The sequence below is a fragment of the Roseovarius sp. genome (assembly GCF_048262375.1).
In the GTDB taxonomy this organism is placed as follows: Bacteria; Pseudomonadota; Alphaproteobacteria; order Rhodobacterales; family Rhodobacteraceae; genus Roseovarius.
In genome coordinates this window covers 175,270-194,604 of sequence record NZ_JBLXFE010000004.1, presented here as the reverse complement: position 1 = coordinate 194,604, position 19,335 = coordinate 175,270, and the positions used below count along the sequence as shown (strand labels likewise).

The 19,335-nt window shown below is 59.0% G+C and carries 19 protein-coding genes; 1 reads left to right on the top strand and 18 read right to left on the bottom strand.

Going from position 1 to position 19,335, the window contains the following annotated elements; translation table 11 throughout:
• Positions 1-17: 17 nt before the first annotated feature.
• The 16 genes from metG to ACN0SW_RS06495 form a co-directional block, all read right to left on the bottom strand.
• A complete protein-coding gene (gene metG, locus ACN0SW_RS06570) occupies positions 18-1,730 on the bottom strand; it encodes a methionine--tRNA ligase (protein WP_417727114.1) in 1,713 nt (570 codons plus the stop codon).
• A 157-nt stretch (positions 1,731-1,887) separates the two neighbouring features.
• Positions 1,888-3,123, bottom strand: a complete 1,236-nt coding sequence (locus tag ACN0SW_RS06565; RefSeq protein WP_417727113.1) for an MFS transporter — start codon at positions 3,121-3,123, stop codon at positions 1,888-1,890.
• A gap of 476 nt (positions 3,124-3,599) precedes the next feature.
• Positions 3,600-4,157 carry a YceI family protein gene (locus tag ACN0SW_RS06560; RefSeq protein WP_417727112.1) on the bottom strand — a complete coding sequence of 186 codons (558 nt, stop codon included), beginning with the start codon at positions 4,155-4,157 and terminating at the stop codon, positions 3,600-3,602.
• 34 nt (positions 4,158-4,191) lie between these two features.
• Positions 4,192-4,794, bottom strand: a complete 603-nt coding sequence (locus ACN0SW_RS06555) for an ImuA family protein (RefSeq protein WP_417727111.1) — start codon at positions 4,792-4,794, stop codon at positions 4,192-4,194.
• A 106-nt stretch (positions 4,795-4,900) separates the two neighbouring features.
• Positions 4,901-6,211: an ATPase gene (locus tag ACN0SW_RS06550; RefSeq protein ID WP_417727110.1), complete on the bottom strand. Its 1,311-nt coding sequence runs from the start codon at positions 6,209-6,211 to the stop codon at positions 4,901-4,903.
• 93 nt (positions 6,212-6,304) lie between these two features.
• On the bottom strand, positions 6,305-6,805 hold the full coding sequence (locus ACN0SW_RS06545; protein WP_417727109.1) for a prepilin peptidase: 501 nt from the start codon (positions 6,803-6,805) through the stop codon (positions 6,305-6,307).
• A 9-nt stretch (positions 6,806-6,814) separates the two neighbouring features.
• Positions 6,815-7,672 carry a tetratricopeptide repeat protein gene (locus tag ACN0SW_RS06540; protein WP_417727108.1) on the bottom strand — a complete coding sequence of 286 codons (858 nt, stop codon included), beginning with the start codon at positions 7,670-7,672 and terminating at the stop codon, positions 6,815-6,817.
• Between the two features lie 29 nt (positions 7,673-7,701).
• A complete protein-coding gene (locus ACN0SW_RS06535; protein WP_417727107.1) occupies positions 7,702-8,226 on the bottom strand; it encodes a tetratricopeptide repeat protein in 525 nt (174 codons plus the stop codon).
• 37 nt (positions 8,227-8,263) lie between these two features.
• Positions 8,264-9,250, bottom strand: a complete 987-nt coding sequence (locus ACN0SW_RS06530) for a type II secretion system F family protein (protein WP_417727106.1) — start codon at positions 9,248-9,250, stop codon at positions 8,264-8,266.
• 10 nt (positions 9,251-9,260) lie between these two features.
• Positions 9,261-10,229: a type II secretion system F family protein gene (locus ACN0SW_RS06525; RefSeq protein WP_417727105.1), complete on the bottom strand. Its 969-nt coding sequence runs from the start codon at positions 10,227-10,229 to the stop codon at positions 9,261-9,263.
• A 5-nt stretch (positions 10,230-10,234) separates the two neighbouring features.
• Complete coding sequence (locus ACN0SW_RS06520) at positions 10,235-11,674, bottom strand: CpaF family protein (RefSeq protein ID WP_417727104.1); 1,440 nt, start codon at positions 11,672-11,674, stop codon at positions 10,235-10,237.
• 17 nt (positions 11,675-11,691) lie between these two features.
• Positions 11,692-12,936: an AAA family ATPase gene (locus tag ACN0SW_RS06515; protein WP_417727201.1), complete on the bottom strand. Its 1,245-nt coding sequence runs from the start codon at positions 12,934-12,936 to the stop codon at positions 11,692-11,694.
• 256 nt (positions 12,937-13,192) lie between these two features.
• Positions 13,193-13,849 carry an OmpA family protein gene (locus tag ACN0SW_RS06510; RefSeq protein ID WP_417727103.1) on the bottom strand — a complete coding sequence of 219 codons (657 nt, stop codon included), beginning with the start codon at positions 13,847-13,849 and terminating at the stop codon, positions 13,193-13,195.
• Positions 13,850-13,863: 14 nt separating this feature from the next.
• Positions 13,864-15,282, bottom strand: coding sequence for a type II and III secretion system protein family protein (locus tag ACN0SW_RS06505; protein ID WP_417727102.1), 1,419 nt, complete (start codon positions 15,280-15,282; stop codon positions 13,864-13,866).
• A 190-nt stretch (positions 15,283-15,472) separates the two neighbouring features.
• Positions 15,473-16,342, bottom strand: coding sequence for a Flp pilus assembly protein CpaB (cpaB, locus tag ACN0SW_RS06500; RefSeq protein WP_417727101.1), 870 nt, complete (start codon positions 16,340-16,342; stop codon positions 15,473-15,475).
• A gap of 213 nt (positions 16,343-16,555) precedes the next feature.
• Positions 16,556-16,759 (bottom strand): hypothetical protein, encoded by a 204-nt coding sequence (locus ACN0SW_RS06495; RefSeq protein WP_037245769.1) that lies wholly within the window; start codon positions 16,757-16,759, stop codon positions 16,556-16,558.
• 357 nt (positions 16,760-17,116) lie between these two features.
• On the opposite strand from ACN0SW_RS06495, the gene ACN0SW_RS06490 reads away from it, so the two are divergent.
• Positions 17,117-17,935 (top strand): lytic transglycosylase domain-containing protein, encoded by an 819-nt coding sequence (locus ACN0SW_RS06490; RefSeq protein ID WP_417727100.1) that lies wholly within the window; start codon positions 17,117-17,119, stop codon positions 17,933-17,935.
• A 34-nt stretch (positions 17,936-17,969) separates the two neighbouring features.
• Here ACN0SW_RS06490 and ACN0SW_RS06485 read toward each other — a convergent pair whose 3' ends face one another.
• Both ACN0SW_RS06485 and ACN0SW_RS06480 read right to left on the bottom strand, forming a co-directional pair.
• Complete coding sequence (locus tag ACN0SW_RS06485) at positions 17,970-18,599, bottom strand: 3-oxoacid CoA-transferase subunit B (protein WP_417727099.1); 630 nt, start codon at positions 18,597-18,599, stop codon at positions 17,970-17,972.
• Positions 18,599-19,294 carry a CoA transferase subunit A gene (locus ACN0SW_RS06480; RefSeq protein ID WP_417727098.1) on the bottom strand — a complete coding sequence of 232 codons (696 nt, stop codon included), beginning with the start codon at positions 19,292-19,294 and terminating at the stop codon, positions 18,599-18,601. The genes ACN0SW_RS06485 and ACN0SW_RS06480 overlap by 1 nt, the downstream gene beginning before the upstream one ends.
• Positions 19,295-19,335: the final 41 nt, after the last annotated feature.

Below are 19,335 nucleotides of genomic sequence, written 5' to 3'. Positions count from 1 at the left end.
TGTGCCGCCTTGCGCGTTTATGCGCGCGTTCCCGAAAACCGTTCCTGCCAGTCTTCGCGCGCCTCGTCGGTTATCTTGGTAAAGAGCACCTCGGGCACGGTAAAGGCATGGCCCGGTGCAAGGCATTCGAGGGCGGTAGGCACATCGTCGGGCCAGCTATCGTCGCTGGTTTGCATTGCCTCCAGCATCGCGCTGGCGGCGTCGGGAATGAAGGGCGCGCTCAGCACGGCGTAGAGGCGGATGAGGTTGAGCGCGAGCCGCGTCTGCATGGCGGCGCGGTCGGGATCTTGCTTGAACGTGGACCAGGGCGCTGCTTCTTGCAGATATTCGTTGCCTTCCACCCAGATGGCGCGCAGCGCGCCTGCTGATTTGCGGACCTCCATCGCCTCCATATGGCCTTCATACTCTCGGATGCGGGTCGTGAGACGGGCGATCAGCGCCTCTTCCAGATCGCTGTAAGAGCCGCCAGCGGGCACCTCTTCGTTGAACTTTGAGCGGCAGAATTTGGTGACGCGGCTGACAAAATTGCCCAGCACGTCGGCCAGATCCTTATTCGCCGAGGCCTGGAAATTCTCCCATGTGAACTCTGAATCCGAGCTTTCGGGAGCATGGCTGAGCAACCACCAGCGCCAGTAATCGGCAGGCAGGATTTCGAGCGCCTGATCCATGAACACGCCGCGCCCGCGTGAGGTGCTGAACTGACCCCCGTCATAGTTGAGGTAGTTGAACGATTTGATGTAATCTACCAGCTTCCACGGCTCGGCCGACCCAAGGATCGTGGCGGGAAAGCTGAGCGTGTGGAAGGGCACATTATCCTTGCCCATGAACTGGGTATAGCGGACGTCCTCGGCCCCCTTGTCGGTGCGCCACCAGCGTTCCCAATCTGTGCCCTTGCCCGCATCGACCCATTCCTGCGCGCAGGCGATATATTCGATGGGGGCGTCGAACCAGACGTAAAAGACTTTGCCCTCCATGCCCGGCCAATCCTCGTCGCCGCGCTTGACCGGGATGCCCCAATCGAGATCGCGGGTGATGCCGCGGTCCTGCAAGCCGTCGCCGTCATTCAGCCATTTCTTGGCGATCGAGGTGGTGAGCACCGGCCAGTCGGTCTTGCTATCGATCCAAGCCTCGAGTTCGTCCTTCATCCGCGACTGACAGAGGTAGAGATGCTTGGTCTCGCGCATCTCAAGATCGGTGGCCCCCGAAATCACCGAGCGCGGGTCGATCAGGTCGACCGGGTCTAGCTGCTTGGTGCAGTTGTCGCACTGATCGCCGCGTGCCTGCTCGAAGCCGCAATTGGGACAGGTGCCCTCAATGTAACGGTCGGGCAGGTAGCGCCCATCGGTGGGCGAATACATCTGGGTTTCCGACACTTCGCGGATCAATCCTTCCTCAAAGAGGCGTTTGGCGAAATGCTGGGTCAGCTTGTGGTTCTGCACCGAGGAGGAGCGTCCGAAGTGGTCAAAGCTGAGCCGAAATCCTTGGGCAATTTCCGCCTGCACGCCGTGCATTTCAGCGCAGTAGTCGGCCACCGGTTTGCCCGCCTTGGCGGCGGCAAGCTCTGCCGGGGTGCCGTGCTCGTCGGTTGCGCAGAGAAAGAGCACTTCGTTGCCCCTGCTGCGCTGATAGCGGGCAAAGAGATCGGCCGGAAGCTGTGATCCCACGAGATTGCCGAGGTGCTTGATCCCGTTGATATAGGGAATTGCCGAGGTGATGAGATGCCGTGCCATGTCGCGCCTGTTCCTTGACGGTTTGGCCCCGTTTAACGCGGTTTGGCGGGCAGTTCTACAGCGTTTCGGCGTTTCATTGAATCGTCGGTCACGTAGTAGATTGTTGATTTGCCGCAGTTTCGCACCGAAAGCGCTGTTATCGCTTTCCGACGTTACTTTAGCGTTCGTTCCCGTCTTTGTCGCGGCTGCGACCCGTGAGGCGTCCGATCAGGAAAGAGGTGCGCGGCGACCAGACATAGGCTGTGCGGCGTTCGGCAATGGGGCGGGCGCGCATCCGGTAAAGGCCGAAGACAACAAGGAGCGCGTGCCCTGCCGCAATCATCACGAACATGGCCGGGGGGCCGTAGACCTCGATCAGGGTCGAGGCCATCAGCGGGGCGGCGATGGCGCCCACGGCAAAGAAGAACATGAGCGCGGCGGAGAGTTCCACCCGTTCATGCGCCTCGGCAAAGTCATGGGCATGTGCGGCGCTGACCGAATAAATCGGAAAGGTGGTCATGCCAAAGAAAAAGGCCGTCATCAGGATGCCGAACGTGTCGAGGTTCTCGGTCATGGCGGTCGAGACCGAGGACAGGATCGCCGCCACCGAGAGGCCAATCAGCACCCAGCGTCGATCATAGCGATCCGCGAGCCAGCCCACCGGGTATTGCGCCACCGCCCCGCCCAGCACGAAGACCGCGAGAAAGCCTGCGATCTGGTCGACGGCAAGGCCGACCTGTTGGCCATAGAGCGGCCCCACCATGCGGAACGAGGCGCTGGAGAGGGCCGCGACCAGCACGCCTGCTGCGGCCAGAGGCGAGCAGGCGATGAGCAGCAGGGGGCGCAGGCGCGGCGCGTCCGGTGTTTCAGGTTCGCGCAGACGCGACAGGGTGAGGGGCAGAAGGGCCGCGCAGCAAAGCAGTGCCAGAAGGTTGTAGGAGACGTAAGAGGCCGGCGCGAGGACAGAGATGAGCATCTGGGCCGCCAGCGACGCGCCCATGTCCACCACGCGGTAAATACCCATCGTGCGCCCACGGGTCTCATTCGTGACCTTCGCCTGAAGCCAGGCCTCGATCACGGTGTAGCAGCCCGCCACACAGAGACCCGAGGCCACGCGCATCAGGGCCCATGCATAGGGGTCAATCACCAGCATATGCGCCAAGAGGCCGATGGCGCCTGCGGCGGTGAAGGCGGCAAAGGCGCGGGAATGGCCGATGGTGCCCATCAGGCGGGGGGCGAACCAGCAACCGATGAAAAAGCCCACGAAATGCGCCGAACCCAGAAGGCCAATCTGCGCCGTGGTGAACTCCAGTGCAAGGCCGGACAGCGCGTCAAGTGGGCCGACGCCGCCCGTCGAGAGCTGGAGCAGAACGACAGAGAGAAAGAGGGCGGCAAAGGAAATCATCAGGCGCATGGTGCGGCTACCATGGCAGGACGAGGGGCGGGGGACCATACGTTTTCGACATGGCCGCGTCGATTTCGGGCAGGCGCGCGTGAAACAAGGTTAAGATGCGGAAATCACGGGATTTTGGTGGGCGGTTAATTGGGAGGGTGGCGGGGGATTGGATTCTCGTACCGGGTCCGGTCATTGAGCGAATTGTAGGGTGGGCTATCTTTCGCAAACCGCGCTTGTCCTAGCTGGCTTCCAAGCCATTCGACCCGGCTTTGACAGCCGCAGACATTCCCAAAAGAGCCGCAAGGTCCGCAGTGTCTTTTCCCCTGTTCAGAAGGTCAAAGAGGGTTCGATCATCGCAGTCTGCGAATACGATATTGGGGCGTTGCCATTGAAAATCCTTTTGTAAAAGGCCTTGTGCTATAATCGTCAATGCCCGCAAAATGCGGTCATTGCCATCAACAAATTAAATCTGCGCTCTCCATTTCTGAGGGCCCCTACCTCTCCACCCGTGCCACGATCCGCAACCCGATCATCGGCCCGACGAGGGTGGCAAAGCCGCTTGCGCCAAAGGCATTCCGGTTGATCGTGCTGGTCAGGAGGACCGTCAGTTGGTCGAGATTATCCGGGTCGGTGCCGCGTTGGCGGTAGAGGCCAGCGTCAAGGGTGATCGTCCGGGTCACTCCGCGTACTGTCAAAAGGCCGGTGATCCGCGCGGCTTGCGGTGTGCCGGTGATTTCGGTCGAGCGAAAGGTGATGTCGGGGTGGTGGGCGGTGTCGAGCACCTCGGGCCCTTTCATCGCCTGCGTGGCAAAGAGGAACCCGGCCCGTGCGCCGGTCGCATCCAGCGTTACAGCGAGCTGACTGGCGCCAAGGTCGCGCAGATCAATCCGCATATCCGCCGATTTGATCGGCAGGGTGCCACGATTGTCACCTTGGCCAAAGTCATAGGAAAACCCCACGGTGGAGCGCGCCACATCAAGGCGATAGGCCTCTGGGGCGGCGGTGGCTTGGGTTGCTATGAGGAGCAGGGCGAGGGCGAAACAGCGGATCATGGGGCAGGATACGCGCTATGCGGCTAAATGGCGGTCACGTTTGCTTGAGTGCCCATGCGCCGGGTCGCCCCGCGAGTGCCCATGCCGCAGGAGGTGCGGTGCGCGCGCGGCGGCGGGTAAGGTGCCAGCGGTCGGTGCCCGGCACATGGGCCGGTGCCATGTGCCAGCGGGTTTCCACCCCCGGTGCGCCGCCTTCGCCCGGTGTGAGGATCAGGCCCAAGGGGCGGTGGTGACCGCGCGTGGTGCCTTCTTCGGCGGCGAGATGCAGGCGGCGCACCGGGGTGAGGGCGGGCGGCTCTGGCAGGTCGGCGATGATGAGCGGGGCGGCACCGCTGCGCAGCGCCTCTTCCATGCACCACAAGAGATCCTCGCGCCGCTCTGGCGCGACAAAGATCAGTTTTTCCGGGCCGTTTTCCGGTCCGGTGAGGGCGCAGATGCCATCGGGGTTGAGGTGGTCGCGCGCCCATGCCGGGGTGATCCAGAGCACCGGGCCGCGCAGGGCACCTAGGAGCAGCATCGCAAAGCTATGGCGGGCGGGGCCGCAGCATTCGTGCAGGCGGGCGAGCGGCAGATCAAGCGCGCCCAGAAGACGGAGGGCGGGGCGGGGGCTGTTGCGGGTGAGAAGTGGAATCGTCATGGGGAGAGGATAACGTGTTCACGAAATGTTCTCAATTGGGGCTGGCGTTGATCTCAGGCGATCCGCGCGGGGGCAGATGAGCGCTCAGCAACAGGCCGCGCGTTGCCTAATGCAGAATCTCTTCCTCGCGCACGAACATGTTGGCCCAGGCGCGTTCGATCAGTTCCGGGGTCATCTGGTAGGGAATGCCCTCAAAGTTGCAGATCGAGATCATCTGGTCGATCAGGAACACCGGCTGATAATTGGCATAGGCATTGTCGATCGTGGGGTATTTTTCCTTGATCAGATAGATCAGCGCGGCCTCGTCCAGCGGCATGCCTTTTTTGCGGGCGACCATGGCAAAGATCTTGAGAAAGTCGGATTGGCAGGGGCCGTCGATCTTTATCTTATAGAAAATCCGGCGCAGCGCGGCCTTGTCAAAGATCGCGTTGGGGTGAAAGTTGGTCGAGAAGATCACCAGCGTATCAAACGGCACCTCGAATTTCTCGCCCGATTGCAGGGCGAGAATGTCTTTGGACTCTTCGAGCGGCACGATCCAGCGGTTGACCAGCGCCTGTGGCGGTTCCGCCTGACGGCCAAGGTCGTCGACGATAAAGATGCCGCCGGTGGATTTGAGTTGCAGCGGCGCCTGATAGGTGCGGGCGGTGGGGTTGTAGACCAGATCGAGCATCGACAGGCTGAGTTCGCCGCCGGTGATCACGGTCGGGCGTTCGCAGCGGACATAGCGCGTGTCGAAGGTGCGTTTGCGGCGCAGGCTATGGGGATCGTCGATTTCGACCTCGGCCTTTGAGTGTACGATGGGATCATAGACGGTGATCACCTGACCGGAATATTCGATGGCGCGGGGCACGTAGATCTTGTCGCCCATGGCGTCGCGGATGCCATTCGAAATCGAGGATTTACCATTGCCGGGTGGGCCATACATCAGGATCGAGCGCCCGGCGCTGACCGCAGGGCCAAGGTGATCGAGCAGGGACTTGGGCAGGATCAGGTGCCCCATGGCATTGGTCAGTTGTTCGCGGGTGATTTGAATGTTTCGGATCGACTGGCGTTTGACCTGTTCGCGGTAGACCGCGAGCGGCACCGGCATTGCGCCGAAATATTCCGATTGGCTGAGCGCGTCGAGGGCGCGGGATTTTCCGGAATCCGTCAGTTGATAGCCCATTTCGCCGCCTGAATTGGCGTTGAGCGTGCCAGTGGCCTCAATCAGCTTTTGGCTGCGCGCCATGTCGATCAATTCCTGTGTGACAGCGCGCGGCAAACAAACTGCCTCGGCGATGTCCGTGGCCAGATCGAGGTTCTTGCGGAACATGGTCTTGAGCAGGATGTCCCGCATCATCACCACAGGTAATTGCATGTCCTCCAGCCGACTCGGGGGGGGGGGCGGCTGAACGCCAGTGCTGGCTTGCATGTTCATGAGGTCTGCCTGTGCTGCGTCGGACTGCGATAGCGCAACCGTCGCATGCAAAGGTGCAAAAATTAAGGAGAGCGTCGGGCAGACCTGAGGCGTTCAGATCCCGTAGAGAGCACCGAGGCCCAGATAGATCGCGAGCGTGCCGCCCAAGGCAAAACCCATCGGGAATTTCTTGCCGGAGGCCCAACTCTGCCAGTCAGGAGCCAGACGGCGCAGGGGGCTATGTTTGATAATGCGGTGGGTCACGAACGCCCCGAGCAGTGTGGCGGCAAAGATCAGGCAGAGCGAGGCCGCATCGCCAAGCGCCACGAACGGGGCGGCGGCGGCGATGAATTTGGCGTCACCGGCCCCCATCAGACCGACGGCGTTCATTGCAATGCCCGCGACCAGCATGACCGCCAGCTGCACCAGCCGCCATGGGTAATCGGCCAGCGGCAGCGCAATCAGCCCGACCACCAGAAAGATCCCCGCCAGCGTCAGAACAGCGGTATTGGGGATCTTCATCCGGCGCAGATCGCTGACGGCAACCCAGGCGCAAACCGGCAGGACAAACGGCAAGAACCAAAGCGCGGCATGCGCCGTAATCTCAAGCGTCATCTGGCGACCCTAGCCTGCCACGTTGGTTTCAAGGGCGCGCAGAGAGCGCACTGCATCCTCGAAATGCTGTGGGTGGGTTTCGATGGCATCGCGCAACAGACCCTCACCAATTGTGGTGTCGCCCTGTTTGATGGCCGAAAGACCGAGGGTGTAGAGCAGTTGCGCCCGTTCGGATTGGCTAACCGGCAGGACCGGCAGCGAATAATTACGCTGTGCGCCGCGTGCCAGAACAAGATTGTTCTTGGCGGTGAAGAGGGCCGGGTCCTGACGCACCGCATCGGTAAAGAGCCGTTCTGCACCGGAAAAATCGCCGCGAGTCAGTTTCGAATAGCCCCAGTTGTTCATCACGCTGGCGGGCTGCGTGGTCAGGCCGACGGCAATTTCATAAAAACTGTCGGATTTTTTCCAATCCTGATTGCTGTCGGCAATCATCGCCTCAAGCCGGTAGCGTTTGAAGGTTTCATGGGTGGGCGGGATGCTGTCGAGCACAGTGTCGGCGCGCTCCCACTCGTTGTTGCGGATCAGGGCATCGGCCAGATCAACGCGGTCTTCGTCAGTGGCGTCCTTGTGCTCGGTGATGCGGGTCCATGTCGCCACAGCCTCGGTATTGCGTTTGGCGCGCACAAGAGATTTGCCCATGCCTCGCAAAAGGTCGATGCGGTCTGGTTTCTCTCCAACTGCCCGCTGGAAATAGGCAACCGCCTCATTCGGATCGCTGGCGGTCAGCATCACATCGTTGAGATTGGTTTCGTCCACAACGTTGATGTCCTGAAAGGCGCGATCAACGTCATTTCCATTGGACTGCTCACACGCGGACAGGGCGAATGCGCCTGCCACACACAGGGAAACAAGAATAGGGTGGCGCATTTTTGCGTCCTTTTACTGCCTCGGCCTCGTCACGGTATCTTGCGGATCAGATAGTCGCCACTGCCCCGCCGTACCAGTTTGTAGTCTTGCTCGTCCTCAACATCATAATCGGAATTTTCTGATTTTGCGAGCGCTAAGCGCAAATTGTCACGGATTGCGTCACTTTCGCCATTGTCGAGCGCATAGGCGCGGCGCAGAATTTGTTCTGCTTCGGGGTATTGGCGCCGTTCGACCAGCACGACACCCAGATTGTTCCAGGTTTCCGGAGTGGCATCGGGCAATTCTATTGCCTCACGCAACAAGCGCTCGGCGGTGCCAAGGCGACCAAGCGCAAGATTGGCGCTGCCCAGACCTGCGAGCACATCAGCGGTCATACCATGGCTGACCGCAGCGCGGGTAAAGGCCTGGTGCGCCAATTCGTATTCGCCAGCATCCATCAGGCGGTGACCAACCACAAGGCCGTCAACGGCTTCGCCCCCGGACGCGAGACCGGGGGCGTAGGGGCCCTCTGGCGGTGCCGGCGCCAAACATCCTGCAAGCGCCAAACTGCACATGAAAAGTACTGTCGCCCGCCCTATCATGTCGCCTCGTTTAATTTTGGGCCATGGCGAGCAGTTCCATGATGCCCAGAACCGATGGCCCGACCAGAATGATCAGCAATGGTGGGACTGTAAGCATCATCGTGGCCAATGTCATCTTGGTCGGCAGCTTGTTGGCTTTTTCTTCGGCGCGCATGACGCGTTTGTCACGCATTTCGCCAGCGTAGACGCGCAGGGCCTCGCCAATCGATGTCCCGAATGTTTGCGATTGCACCAATACGGTGACAAAGCTCGAGATATCCTGAACGCCGCAGCGCTCTGCCATTTCCCCCAGTACCGAAGGTTTGTCGCGCCCGGCCTTGATCTGAAGCGCGACGATTTCGAATTCCTCTGCAAGGGCCGGGTAGGACGCGCGCATTTCACTGGCAACACGGATGATCGACTGATCCATGGACTGACCGGCCTCGATGCAGACGAGCATCATGTCGAGACTGTCGGGAAAGCCGTCCTGGATTTCTTCCTGCCGTTTCTGCTGACGCTTGGTTATCCAGTACTTAGGCATCATATAGCCGACACCCGCAGGCCCGAGGATGTACATCAATGTTTCTTGCGTGCTGGTCTCTGTGCCCGATTTGAACAGAACATAGTAGATCACGCCCAAGATCAGCAGGCCAATTCCAAGTGCAAATTGGGCAAAGTGGAAATACCGTACCGCGTCGCGATGCCGATAGCCTGCTTGCATCAGTTTAAGACGCATCTGGCTCAGTTGTTTCTCATCCTGCGGCTCGAGAAAAGTGGCGTAGCGATCGAGCTTTTTGTTTTGCGTTCCGGCACGCAGGTTGGTTTTGGCCTTATTCGTTTCACTTGTGCCGCGACTGTTCGATTGCTTGAGTTTTTCCAGTGGATCTTGTTTTTGCCGGAGCATCATCGGAATGGTCACGAGCACAAGCATCACGCCCAGCCCGCCGACCACGATCAAAGGTCCGAACGGCCCAAGGGCGCCAGTCAGTATGTCGTTGAGGGTAGAGAGAGTTTCCATGGTTTATTCCTCAGACCTTGATGTTCACAAGGGCACGCATCACGATCAGGTTCATGACCAGAAAGACAGCAACGACCAGTACCGCAGGTATGAAGTAAGGATGAAGCATCGCCTCGTCATAGTAGTCAGGTTTGATCAGTTGGATGATGATCAGGGCCAGAATTGGAAAGCCTGAGAGAAACTTGCCAGACCATTTGGCCTCGGCAGTGATTGCCTTGACCCTGCGGAAGAGGCGAAAGCGGGCGCGGATCACCTTGGCCAGACCAGCAAGGATCTCTGCCAAGTTACCGCCAGATTGCTGCTGAATGGTGACCGCCATGGCGAGGAAACGCAGATCTTGCATATCGAGCCGTTCCGCCATTTCCTTGAGCGCCTCGCCCATATCGCGGCCATAAGCGGACTCGTCCGCGATGATCCCGAATTCAGTGGCAAGCGGGTCGCCGACCTCGGTTGCGACGATGCCGATGGCGGATGAAAACGGATGCCCGACCCTTAGGGATCGAACCATCAATTCGATGGCATCAGGCAGTTGCTCTTCGAGCAACGCCATACGTTTGGACGCCTTCATGCTGATCCAAGTAAAAATGCCTCCCACGCCGATGCCCACAGCCGCCACGGCGCGCACTGGAACGGCCGTGTCGGTGCCGACCGAGAGGCCGACAAAGGCCAGAACACTGAGCCCGACCATCAACATGATCAGCTGTTTGGGAGTAAAGGCAATCGCCGCCTTTTGGGCCTTGTCCGATAGAATGGCATAAAGCGGCAGCTTGCGCGCCTTGAGGTGCTGCTGCATTTCCTTGCGCAGCTTTTCCATCACCTCTTCGCGGTTGCCCGATTTGTCGAGCATTTCCAGCCGGCGGTTGACGCGGTTGTTGAGGCTGATCGAGCGGCCAAAAACGGTGAGATAGATGCCTTCGACAAGGACGAGAACGCCGACGAAGATCAACGCATAGATGATCGGTTCTGCACTGAGGGTCAATTGCGTTACTCCGCTGCGATCGGTTCGTAGATATGGGGGGGCAGGTCATAGCCCCAGAGCCGGAAGCGTTCGGAGAAGTGCGAGCGCACACCAGTGGCGGTGAAATGGCCGATGATCTTGTTCTCGGGGCTGAGTCCCACACGCTGGAAGCGGAAAATTTCCTGCATTGAGATGACATCGCCCTCCATCCCTGTGATCTCCGTGATCGAAGTCATCCGGCGCGATCCGTCCTGAAGGCGGCTGGCCTGCACGATGAGATTAACGGCGCTGGCGATCTGACTGCGCACCGCCTTGAGCGGCATTTCAAGTCCGGCCATGGCGACCATGTTCTCGAGTCGGCTGATGCCGTCGCGGGGGTTGTTGGCATGGATTGTGGTCATTGACCCGTCATGGCCGGTGTTCATGGCCTGCAACATGTCGATCACTTCTTCGCCGCGCGTCTCGCCCACGATGATGCGGTCAGGACGCATGCGCAGCGCGTTCTTGAGACAGTCACGCGGGGAGACCTCGCCTTTGCCTTCAACGTTTGGCGGGCGGCTTTCCATCCGGCCCACATGGATCTGTTGCAGTTGCAATTCGGCGGTGTCTTCGATGGTCAGAATCCGCTCGGCGTTGTCGATGAAGGACGAGAGCGCGTTGAGCGTGGTGGTTTTACCGGAACCCGTACCGCCCGAGACGATCACGTTGAGGCGCGTGGCGACAGCGGCCTGAAGGTAGGCGGCCATCTCCTCGGAAAACGCGCCGAAACGCACGAGATCGTCGATCCCGAGTTTGTCCTTTTTGAATTTCCGGATCGAAACGAGGCTGCCGTCGACCGCAACGGGAGGCACCATGGCGTTAAAGCGCGAACCATCGGCGAGGCGCGCGTCAACATAGGGGTTGGATTCGTCCACCCGACGACCCACCGCCGACACGATCTTGTCGATGATGCGCAGGAGGTGTCTTTCATCCTTGAAGGTGACGTCGCTGAGTTCCAGCTTGCCCGCGCGTTCGATGAAAATCTGATGCGGGCCGTTGACGAGAATATCGTTGACCGTATCATCCTTGAGCAAGGTTTCGAGCGGGCCGAGACCCTTGACCTCGTCGTAGAGTTCTTGGGTGAGTTGAGCACGATCCTCACGGTTGAGAACGATGCCCTGTTCCTCGAGGATTTCTCCCGCGATAGAGCTGATTTCCGCACGCAGGTCGGACTCTGTCGCCGTGTCGAGGGCGGAGAGATTGAGATGATCCAGCATGGCGCGGTGCAGTTCGATCTTGATTTCGCTGATCCGCTCCTTGCGCTTGCGCTCCTTGTCCATGCCGACAGGTTTCGCGGCCACAAGCGGGGCGGGTTTGCGGAAAGACTGCAGTGGAACAGCCTCGACCGGAGCGGCTTTCGCAGGTTCTACGGGCGCTGCATTGGCGGGTGCCCGACTGGGAGCAGATTTCTTGTAACGGGAAAACATCTGTTTCTACCCTTGTTCTAGGCGGCTTCGGCGTCGCTCTTGCCAAGAGCATGCAAGGAGCTGGCGAGCTTGGCGATTTCGCGGCGTAATGGATTCTTGGCGGAACTCGACGCCAGCGGCAGACCGTGGTCCGAACTCTGGCAAACCGCCCGACCGCCATCCGGCAATAATATCTCGATCCGTATTTCAAGGCTCTCGGCCATGCGTTTGACCCGGCTCTTGCCGTTCAAATCCGTGAACTTCGGGGATTTGTTCAGGCAGTAGCGCAGCTTGTCCACTGGCAGATCTTCTGATTGCAGGGCCCGTTTGATCCGCAAAGCGTTTTGGGCCGAGCGCATATCCAACTCAAGCGTGGTAAAGTAAACCTGCGACGCATGCAGCACCGCTTCGGTCCATTGAACCAATGTTCCCGGCATATCGATGACAACATAGTCAAAATGCTTGCGTGCGAAGGCCAGTACCTTGTTCACGTCGTCCGATGAAATCATATCGAGCGGCAGAACATCCGACGGGGCGGTGAGGACCCAAAGTTTGTCTTCAAAGGCGACCAGTGCCTGCCGAAAGACATCATCATCCAACGCCTCTGTGTCGGACCACATTTCAAACACCACATCCCGGCGTGGCAGGTCGAGGTAGGTCGATACCGAACCGAATTGCAGGCTGAAATCCAGCAGGCAGACGCGAGGGGGGTTGGTTTTCTCGATATTGGCCAGTTCCCAGGCGAGGTTGACAGCCAAAGTGGTGGCACCAGTACCGCCTGAGAGACCTTGTACCGAAAGTATCACGCCATCCCCGGCGGTCGGGGACGCCAGCGCCGCATGAGTTTGCACCGGCGCGAGATGAACCGGCGCGGGGGTGTTCCTTAAACGCTCAATCGCTGCCTGCAACTCGCCTTCGGGAAGGGGGTAGGGGACGAATTCGTCGGCACCTTGACGCAGTAGTTGATGCAATGCTGCGGGGCTCACGTCCTCTGCGATCAGAATGACCTTGATCCCTTTTCTATTGGCCAAGGCGATGATTTCGCCCAACATGACGAGATCTTCTTCGTCGGCCTCGTCGATTGCGATGGCCATGAATTCCAGCAACTCAGCGTCCGGCTGGTTGAAAAAGGCTAGGGCCTCGGCAAATCCGAGATCCCCCCAGGCCTCGCCCAAGGCGGCTTCCATGTCCTCAATCAGCAGGTCGAAGTTCTGTACGTCGCGGCTAATGGTGCAGGCGACGATCGGGCTAGGGTCAGACTGTTTTATAACGTTACTCGTCATTCTCTTGGTCCTGTTTTTGCCATCGCTTGGTGGTGATAGCCAATATCCCTGCTGGATATGGAAATACGGGCCATTCAGCTGAGCACCAATTGCGACGGAAACTTTTGGCTCTTGGGGAACATGCGCGGGAATATTGGCGACATTTAGGCCAAAAGATCGTAATTGTGCGATGTTAAGATACAAAAAACCCGCCCAATTGGGGCGGGTTTGAGGGGGTCCGACAGAGCCGAACAGGGAGAAACGGGTGTTTACACTATTATTCGGAAGTGGTCGATCCAGATGCCTCAACCATCAGTAGATCTGAACGTGGCACTGCGCTGCTTATGTATTCGCGGTACACAACCTCTGCGTATTTGCCATCCATGATGATCGGATGCGAGTCGACAAAGCCAGAGACCTCTGTGACAGTGCGCCGGTTGCGGCGTTCACGGCCTTGGGTCACGATCAGCGGCTGTGTTTCGCCAAAGGAGGCGACAGCCTCGAGCCGTGCACGGCTTATCCCTTGGCTGGTGAGAAATGCGACCACGGCCTGAGCGCGGCGCATGCCGAGGCTCTTGTTGTAGGCATTGGACCCTACAGCGTCCGTATGACCGTAAACACGAAAGCGTACTTCGGGAAATTGCCGGATCCAGTTGGCCTGCTCGTGCAATGTATCGCGTGCGCCCGCATCCAGCTCTGCCGAGTTGAAGGCGAAGTTTACAGTGCTCAGCACCTCGTTGGCAAAGCGGTTTGCCAGATCAAATCTATAGCTTCGGTCGCCGGTCATCACGAGGTGGTTGTTCATCACCGCCTCTCCGAAATGGCCGCTGTCCACATGCGAGCCTGCTTCGCTGAAATACGAGCGGTATACAGAGCCTTGCGGCATACAGGCAGCGGTGGCGATCAGGCCAACGATTGCGAGAACATGTTTCATTTCCAGTCCCCTGCTCAATCCATCACATAGCCGTAGGATCCGGTGAAATCCTGCTTGGCCACCTCACCCACAGCACCACGGTCGTTGACGCCCTTGGCGAGGAGACCATTGAGGAAAAGATCCTTTTCCGAGGGCAGTTTTACACGATCTGTCGGCAGCGCAAGAGCCTCGCCACGAGCAGGCGACACCAGATGCGCGGAAACGATGATTACCAACTCGGTTTGAGACCGCTGATAATCGGCGCTGCGGAACAGGGAGCCCAGCACGGGCACATCACCCAGCCAAGGCACCTGACCAGCGTTGTCGCGGAAATCATCCTGAAGCAAGCCGGCAATCGCAAAGCTCTCACCATCCCGAAGTGCCACGGTCGTCGAGGTGTCGCGGCGGCGGAAGGCCGGGATGGCGAACCCATTGGAAACCAAGGAGTTGGCCGTGTCGATGGAGGAAACGGCGGCGGCCATTTCGAGGTTGATGATACCATCGTCGACAACGCGTGGCACGAAGTTCAGCTCGACACCGAAGGGTTTGAATTCGATGGAGGTGGTGTCATTGTCCTGTGCCACCGGCACCGGGAATTCGCCACCCGCGAGAAACTTGGCCTCTTGTCCCGACAGCGCGGTCAGGTTCGGCTCTGCCAGGGTGCGCACGACGCCCTTGGTTTCGAGCGCTTCCAGCAGGATGCCCACCTCGACCGAGCCTACGTCAAAGCCGAAGGCAAAAGCGGCGTTGTTTTCATTTACGCCTGGAATGGCGCCGGCCAATGTGCCCAGTACGCCCCCTTGGGTGTTGGTTGTGTTGGTGCCACCGATCACACCGACCTGATTGGCTCCGCGCGCGTCGAGGGAAAATGAAGAGGAGAGCGCCTTGGATACGCTGCGCTGCATTTCGGCAAAGCGGACCTTGAGCATGACCTGCTGCTTGCCGGAGACCGACATCAGGTTTGAGACCCGTTCCGGGGCATAACGCTCTGCCAGATCCAAAGCGCGTTGCATGCGCGACGTACTGGATACAGTGCCAGAGATCACGATACCGTCGTTGGCGCTGCGCACTTCGATGGGCTCGTTGGGCAGAATCTGTTTCAGCCGTTCCTTGAACTCTTCGATGTCGGTGCTGACGTGCACGTCAATATTGGTTATGAGTTGGCCCACGCCGTCAAACAGGCTGAGTGTGGTGCGCCCCGGTGTCTTGCCCAAAACATAGATTGTACGGTCCGACAGGGTAGAGAAATCGGCAATGGCCGGATTTGCAATGCTAAGCTCCGCGAAGGGAGTTTCGCTTTCAACCACCACGGCTCTGTTCATCGCGACGCTGAGGACGCTGGACGTACCGTTGCGCACCACCCGGATGTTTTCCGCCTGTGCAGATTGCGGCACATGACCGACAACCAACGCCAGCCCAAAGAAGGCCGCGTATAAAGATCCACGCAATTTCATGTGACCTGCCTTTCCGATCACGCCTCATTTTTCGGGTCTTCTCGCCCGCATTTCACATACTTTGCGGTAGTTTCGTTTTTTTTTCAAGAATCAATGCTGTTTTGTCTATTTTTCTAATTTGTGTGACCAAATCACTTTGTCATGCAAGGCACCCAAGCGCGGGTGCCTTGCATGACCTTCTGGGCCAGTCTCAGTTCGTGCAGGGGATCGGTGTCACGATCACCTCGGCACCGCGTCGCGTGCGGATGGTGCAGGTCTCGGAAACCGGGGCCTGCTCGATCACGGCCTCGGCCGTTATTCCGAGCAACCTGTGCTGATCCACTTCGATGGCCTCTGCCACTGTATCGTCCAGCGCGCCGACCAGAGACAAAGACAGCCGCCCGGTCGATTGAGCCTGAGCCAGAGCCGCCACTTGTTGTGGTTTGGCGGCGACAGTTACGGTGCGTGCGATCACGGCCTCGGACATATCCATGTCCGCGACTTGGTCCACGGCAATCAGCTTGACCCCAGTTTCGATCAGCTTGGTCACCTCTCCGGTCGAATTGCCTTCGGTGCGCAGATTGTTGCCCCCGATGCTACCAGTCCAGTAGACGTCGATTGTGTCACCCGGACGCAAGAAACCTGACACGCCGCTGCTCACATCCACCTTGATGGCAAAGGCCCGCATGCCACGCTCCAGCTGAGAGGTGATACCAACCTCTTCACCGGGGGCTGTCACTTTGACGGCGAGGATTGCTTCGTTCGGTTCCATGCGTCGCAACGCTCTGCGTTTGACAGCTTCGCCTTCAGGAAAGAGCTCTTCTGAAGTACGGAATACGCCTTCAGGAAGTGAATTCTTCGGGAAAGCTGTGAGGCGGACGGCGTCTTTGTCCAGGGCTTCGCCATATTTGAGCGCGCGATTGGCAACATAGATGTCAACGGTCTCGATGTTGGGTGCGCGTTGCTGGCGCTCTGCCGCCAGCTGTCGCTGATACCCGTCGATATAGCTCTTGGCCATATAGACGGCAAAACCCGCGAGACCGAGGCCTAACATCAGCACCAATCCGAAAACAACTCGCATGGGGTATCCTTTCCTTCGAATGATACGTTCCGGCGCGATACCGGTAATCAAAAGCCTGAATATCGAGGGATTATGTCAAAATCAGGGACAAGCGGCGGCGATATCGCGCTCTTGGGCCGGATTGCGGACGCAGATGGGCATGAACGGAAATGGCCACGGATAGGATCTATCCGTGGCCATTGCTTGTGAGGTCATACTGACCTTGTCAGATTATTACTGACCCAGCGTGCCCAAGCTTGTGACCGTAGCAGTGGTGCCGACTTCGGTTCCGATTTTGGTGGCCAGACCGGTGATGCCGGTATTAACCGATGCCACGCCAGCAACACCCAGACCAACGACAGCTGCGGTCAGAACGACCCAGTCAACCGTTACGGCGCCGTCTTCGTCTTTCGAGAAGTTTTTGAAGAATTTAATCATGGTTTGGTCCCTCCAAAGGATCAGTTGCTTGTGTTGTCACACCCGCTTCGGTTTTGGGCCCCCAGTTTTTTTATGGCCCGCTGCCGTCGTGGTGTGATGCCATATAGCCGGGCAAATCAGGCGGGAATTTGGCGTCATTGGACCAATTTTCGAATGTTTGCGCAAAAGTACATGAAAAATCTTAAGATACTGAAAAACATCAAAAGAAAGTCTGATAATCTATCTAAAAAAGAGTTTGACGGTTCAATTGTGGCGCAATTGTGGGTGGGCGGTACCGCCATTTGGAACAATGCTGGCGTCAGGTGTGGATTTTTGCGATACTGCTGACAATCAGTCAGAGGCAGAGCAGCGCCCGCTATGAAATTGTTAAATCTTTTGGTGTCTGCTGCGATTCTAGCAGGAGCCGGGCCAATTGTGGCGCAGGAACCGCCGCCTTTTGCCGATTTTACGTTTAAACGAGAAAAAGCCCCTGCGTCTGGGGCGCGGCGTGGTCCTTTGGTGCAAGTGACACCGCTGGCCCCTGAAGCCCCGCGCAAATCGGCAAGCAGTGCCGCGCCCGCCCTGCCGCGCGCCCCGTACGACGCGGCTTATGGCTGGTTTTGGGATGGCGTGCCCGCAGATCGGGATGCGGATCGCATCTTGCGCCTGCGCAGTGCGATGGACCATCTGAGCAAACCGCCGGCTGGCAAGGCGGTTATTGCGCCAAGGCTGCAATCGGTGCAGGAGATTGCCTTGTCTGAGGGCCGTCATATCCTGAGCGAGACCATTGGCACGCAAATCTCGCCTGCGTTGGTGCTCGCGGTGATCGCGGTTGAATCCTCTGGCCAAGTGGCGGCGGTCAGCAGCGCCGGTGCGCAGGGGTTGATGCAGCTTATGCCAGACACCGCCCGGCGGTTTGGCGTGACCGATATCCTGTCACCAGCACAGAATATCCGGGGCGGAGTTGCCTATCTTGATTGGCTGATGACGGAATTTGGCGGGGATGTGGTTCTGGCTTTGGCGGGCTATAATGCGGGTGAGAACGCGGTCAAACAGCATGGCGGTGTTCCGCCCTATGCCGAGACCCGAGATTACATTCCCAAGGTTCTGGCCGCTTATGAGGTGGCGCGCGGGCTGTGCAAGACGCAGCCGGAACTGATTACCGATGCCTGCGCGCTCAATTTGGCGATGAAGTAAGGGCCGGACACTCAGAGCGTCCGACCCTCGGGTTTTAGTTCACGATGGTCGCCTCGGTGGCGGCGCGCAGTTCGTCCTCGGTCACGCCATCGGCCAGCTCGACGATCTTGAGCCCGCCCTCGACCACATCCAGAACGCCAAGGTTCGAGATGATCCGGTTGACCACGCCCGTGCCGGTCAACGGCAGGGTGCAGGATTTCAGCACCTTGGATTCGCCATGCTTGTTGGTGTGGTCCATGACCACGACCACGCGGCCCACGCCCGCCACGAGATCCATGGCACCCCCCATGCCCTTGACCAGCTTGCCGGGGATCATCCAGTTGGCGAGATCGCCGTTTTCGGCCACTTCCATCGCGCCCAGGATCGCCATAGCGATCTTGCCGCCCCGGATCATGCCGAAGGAGGAGGCGCTGTCGAAATAGCTGGTGTCAGGCAATTCGGTGATGGTTTGCTTGCCTGCGTTGATCAGGTCCGCGTCCTCGGTGCCCGCGACCGGAAAGGGCCCCATGCCCAGCATGCCGTTTTCCGATTGCAGCGTGACATGCACGCCCTCGGGGATGAAATTGGGCACCAGTGTCGGGATACCGATCCCGAGGTTCACATAGGTCCCGTCCTGGAGTTCGAGCGCCGCGCGTGCGGCCATCTGATTGCGATCCCAAGCCATTATGCAGCCCTCACGGTGCGTTGTTCGATACGTTTCTCATGTGTGCCTTGAACGAGGCGGTGCACATAGATGCCCGGCAGGTGGATGCAATCGGGGTCCAGTTCGCCCGGCTGGACGATTTCTTCGACTTCCATCACGCAGACCTTGCCGCACATGGCGGCGGGCGGGTTGAAGTTGCGCGCGGTCTTGCGGAAAATCGCGTTGCCGGTGGTGTCGGCCTTCCATGCCTTGACGATCGACAGGTCGGCAAAAATCCCTTGCTCAAGGATGTAGGTCTCGCCGTTGAAGTCCTTGTGCTCCTTGCCCTCGGCCACCTGTGTGCCAACGCCGGTTTTGGTGTAAAAGCCGGGGATGCCGCAGCCGCCTGCGCGCATACGCTCGGCCAGCGTGCCCTGCGGGTTGAATTCCAGCTCCAGCTCGCCACTGAGATACTGGCGCATGAATTCGGCATTCTCGCCCACATAAGAGGACATCATTTTTCGCACCTGCCGCGTCTGCAACAGGATGCCGATGCCGAAATCGTCGACGCCTGCGTTGTTGGACGCGAAGGTCAGATCCTTGACGCCCGAGTCGCGGATCGCGGCCAAGAGCAGTTCGGGAATGCCGCAGAGGCCAAAGCCGCCCGCTGCGATCAGCATGTCGTCGCGCAAGAGCCCGTCCAGCGCTTCGGCGGCCGAGCCGTATACCTTTTTCATGTGGAACCTCCTCCAGACAGTGGTTTGCCCCCGTATGCGGT

Coding starts and splice junctions, on each gene's coding strand:
- ACN0SW_RS06510 (WP_417727103.1), bottom strand. CDS start 13,849: ATGAAACATGTTCTCGCAATCGTTGGCCTGATCGCCACCGCTGCCTGT.
- cpaB (WP_417727101.1), bottom strand. CDS start 16,342: ATGCGAGTTGTTTTCGGATTGGTGCTGATGTTAGGCCTCGGTCTCGCG.
- ACN0SW_RS06495 (WP_037245769.1), bottom strand. CDS start 16,759: ATGATTAAATTCTTCAAAAACTTCTCGAAAGACGAAGACGGCGCCGTA.
- ACN0SW_RS06490 (WP_417727100.1), top strand. CDS start 17,117: ATGAAATTGTTAAATCTTTTGGTGTCTGCTGCGATTCTAGCAGGAGCC.
- ACN0SW_RS06555 (WP_417727111.1), bottom strand. CDS start 4,794: ATGACGATTCCACTTCTCACCCGCAACAGCCCCCGCCCCGCCCTCCGT.
- ACN0SW_RS06550 (WP_417727110.1), bottom strand. CDS start 6,211: ATGAACATGCAAGCCAGCACTGGCGTTCAGCCGCCCCCCCCCCCGAGT.
- metG (WP_417727114.1), bottom strand. CDS start 1,730: ATGGCACGGCATCTCATCACCTCGGCAATTCCCTATATCAACGGGATC.
- ACN0SW_RS06545 (WP_417727109.1), bottom strand. CDS start 6,805: ATGACGCTTGAGATTACGGCGCATGCCGCGCTTTGGTTCTTGCCGTTT.
- ACN0SW_RS06505 (WP_417727102.1), bottom strand. CDS start 15,282: ATGAAATTGCGTGGATCTTTATACGCGGCCTTCTTTGGGCTGGCGTTG.
- ACN0SW_RS06565 (WP_417727113.1), bottom strand. CDS start 3,123: ATGCGCCTGATGATTTCCTTTGCCGCCCTCTTTCTCTCTGTCGTTCTG.
- ACN0SW_RS06485 (WP_417727099.1), bottom strand. CDS start 18,599: ATGGCTTGGGATCGCAATCAGATGGCCGCACGCGCGGCGCTCGAACTC.
- ACN0SW_RS06530 (WP_417727106.1), bottom strand. CDS start 9,250: ATGGAAACTCTCTCTACCCTCAACGACATACTGACTGGCGCCCTTGGG.
- ACN0SW_RS06520 (WP_417727104.1), bottom strand. CDS start 11,674: ATGTTTTCCCGTTACAAGAAATCTGCTCCCAGTCGGGCACCCGCCAAT.
- ACN0SW_RS06515 (WP_417727201.1), bottom strand. CDS start 12,936: ATGACGAGTAACGTTATAAAACAGTCTGACCCTAGCCCGATCGTCGCC.
- ACN0SW_RS06535 (WP_417727107.1), bottom strand. CDS start 8,226: ATGTGCAGTTTGGCGCTTGCAGGATGTTTGGCGCCGGCACCGCCAGAG.
- ACN0SW_RS06480 (WP_417727098.1), bottom strand. CDS start 19,294: ATGAAAAAGGTATACGGCTCGGCCGCCGAAGCGCTGGACGGGCTCTTG.
- ACN0SW_RS06560 (WP_417727112.1), bottom strand. CDS start 4,157: ATGATCCGCTGTTTCGCCCTCGCCCTGCTCCTCATAGCAACCCAAGCC.
- ACN0SW_RS06540 (WP_417727108.1), bottom strand. CDS start 7,672: ATGCGCCACCCTATTCTTGTTTCCCTGTGTGTGGCAGGCGCATTCGCC.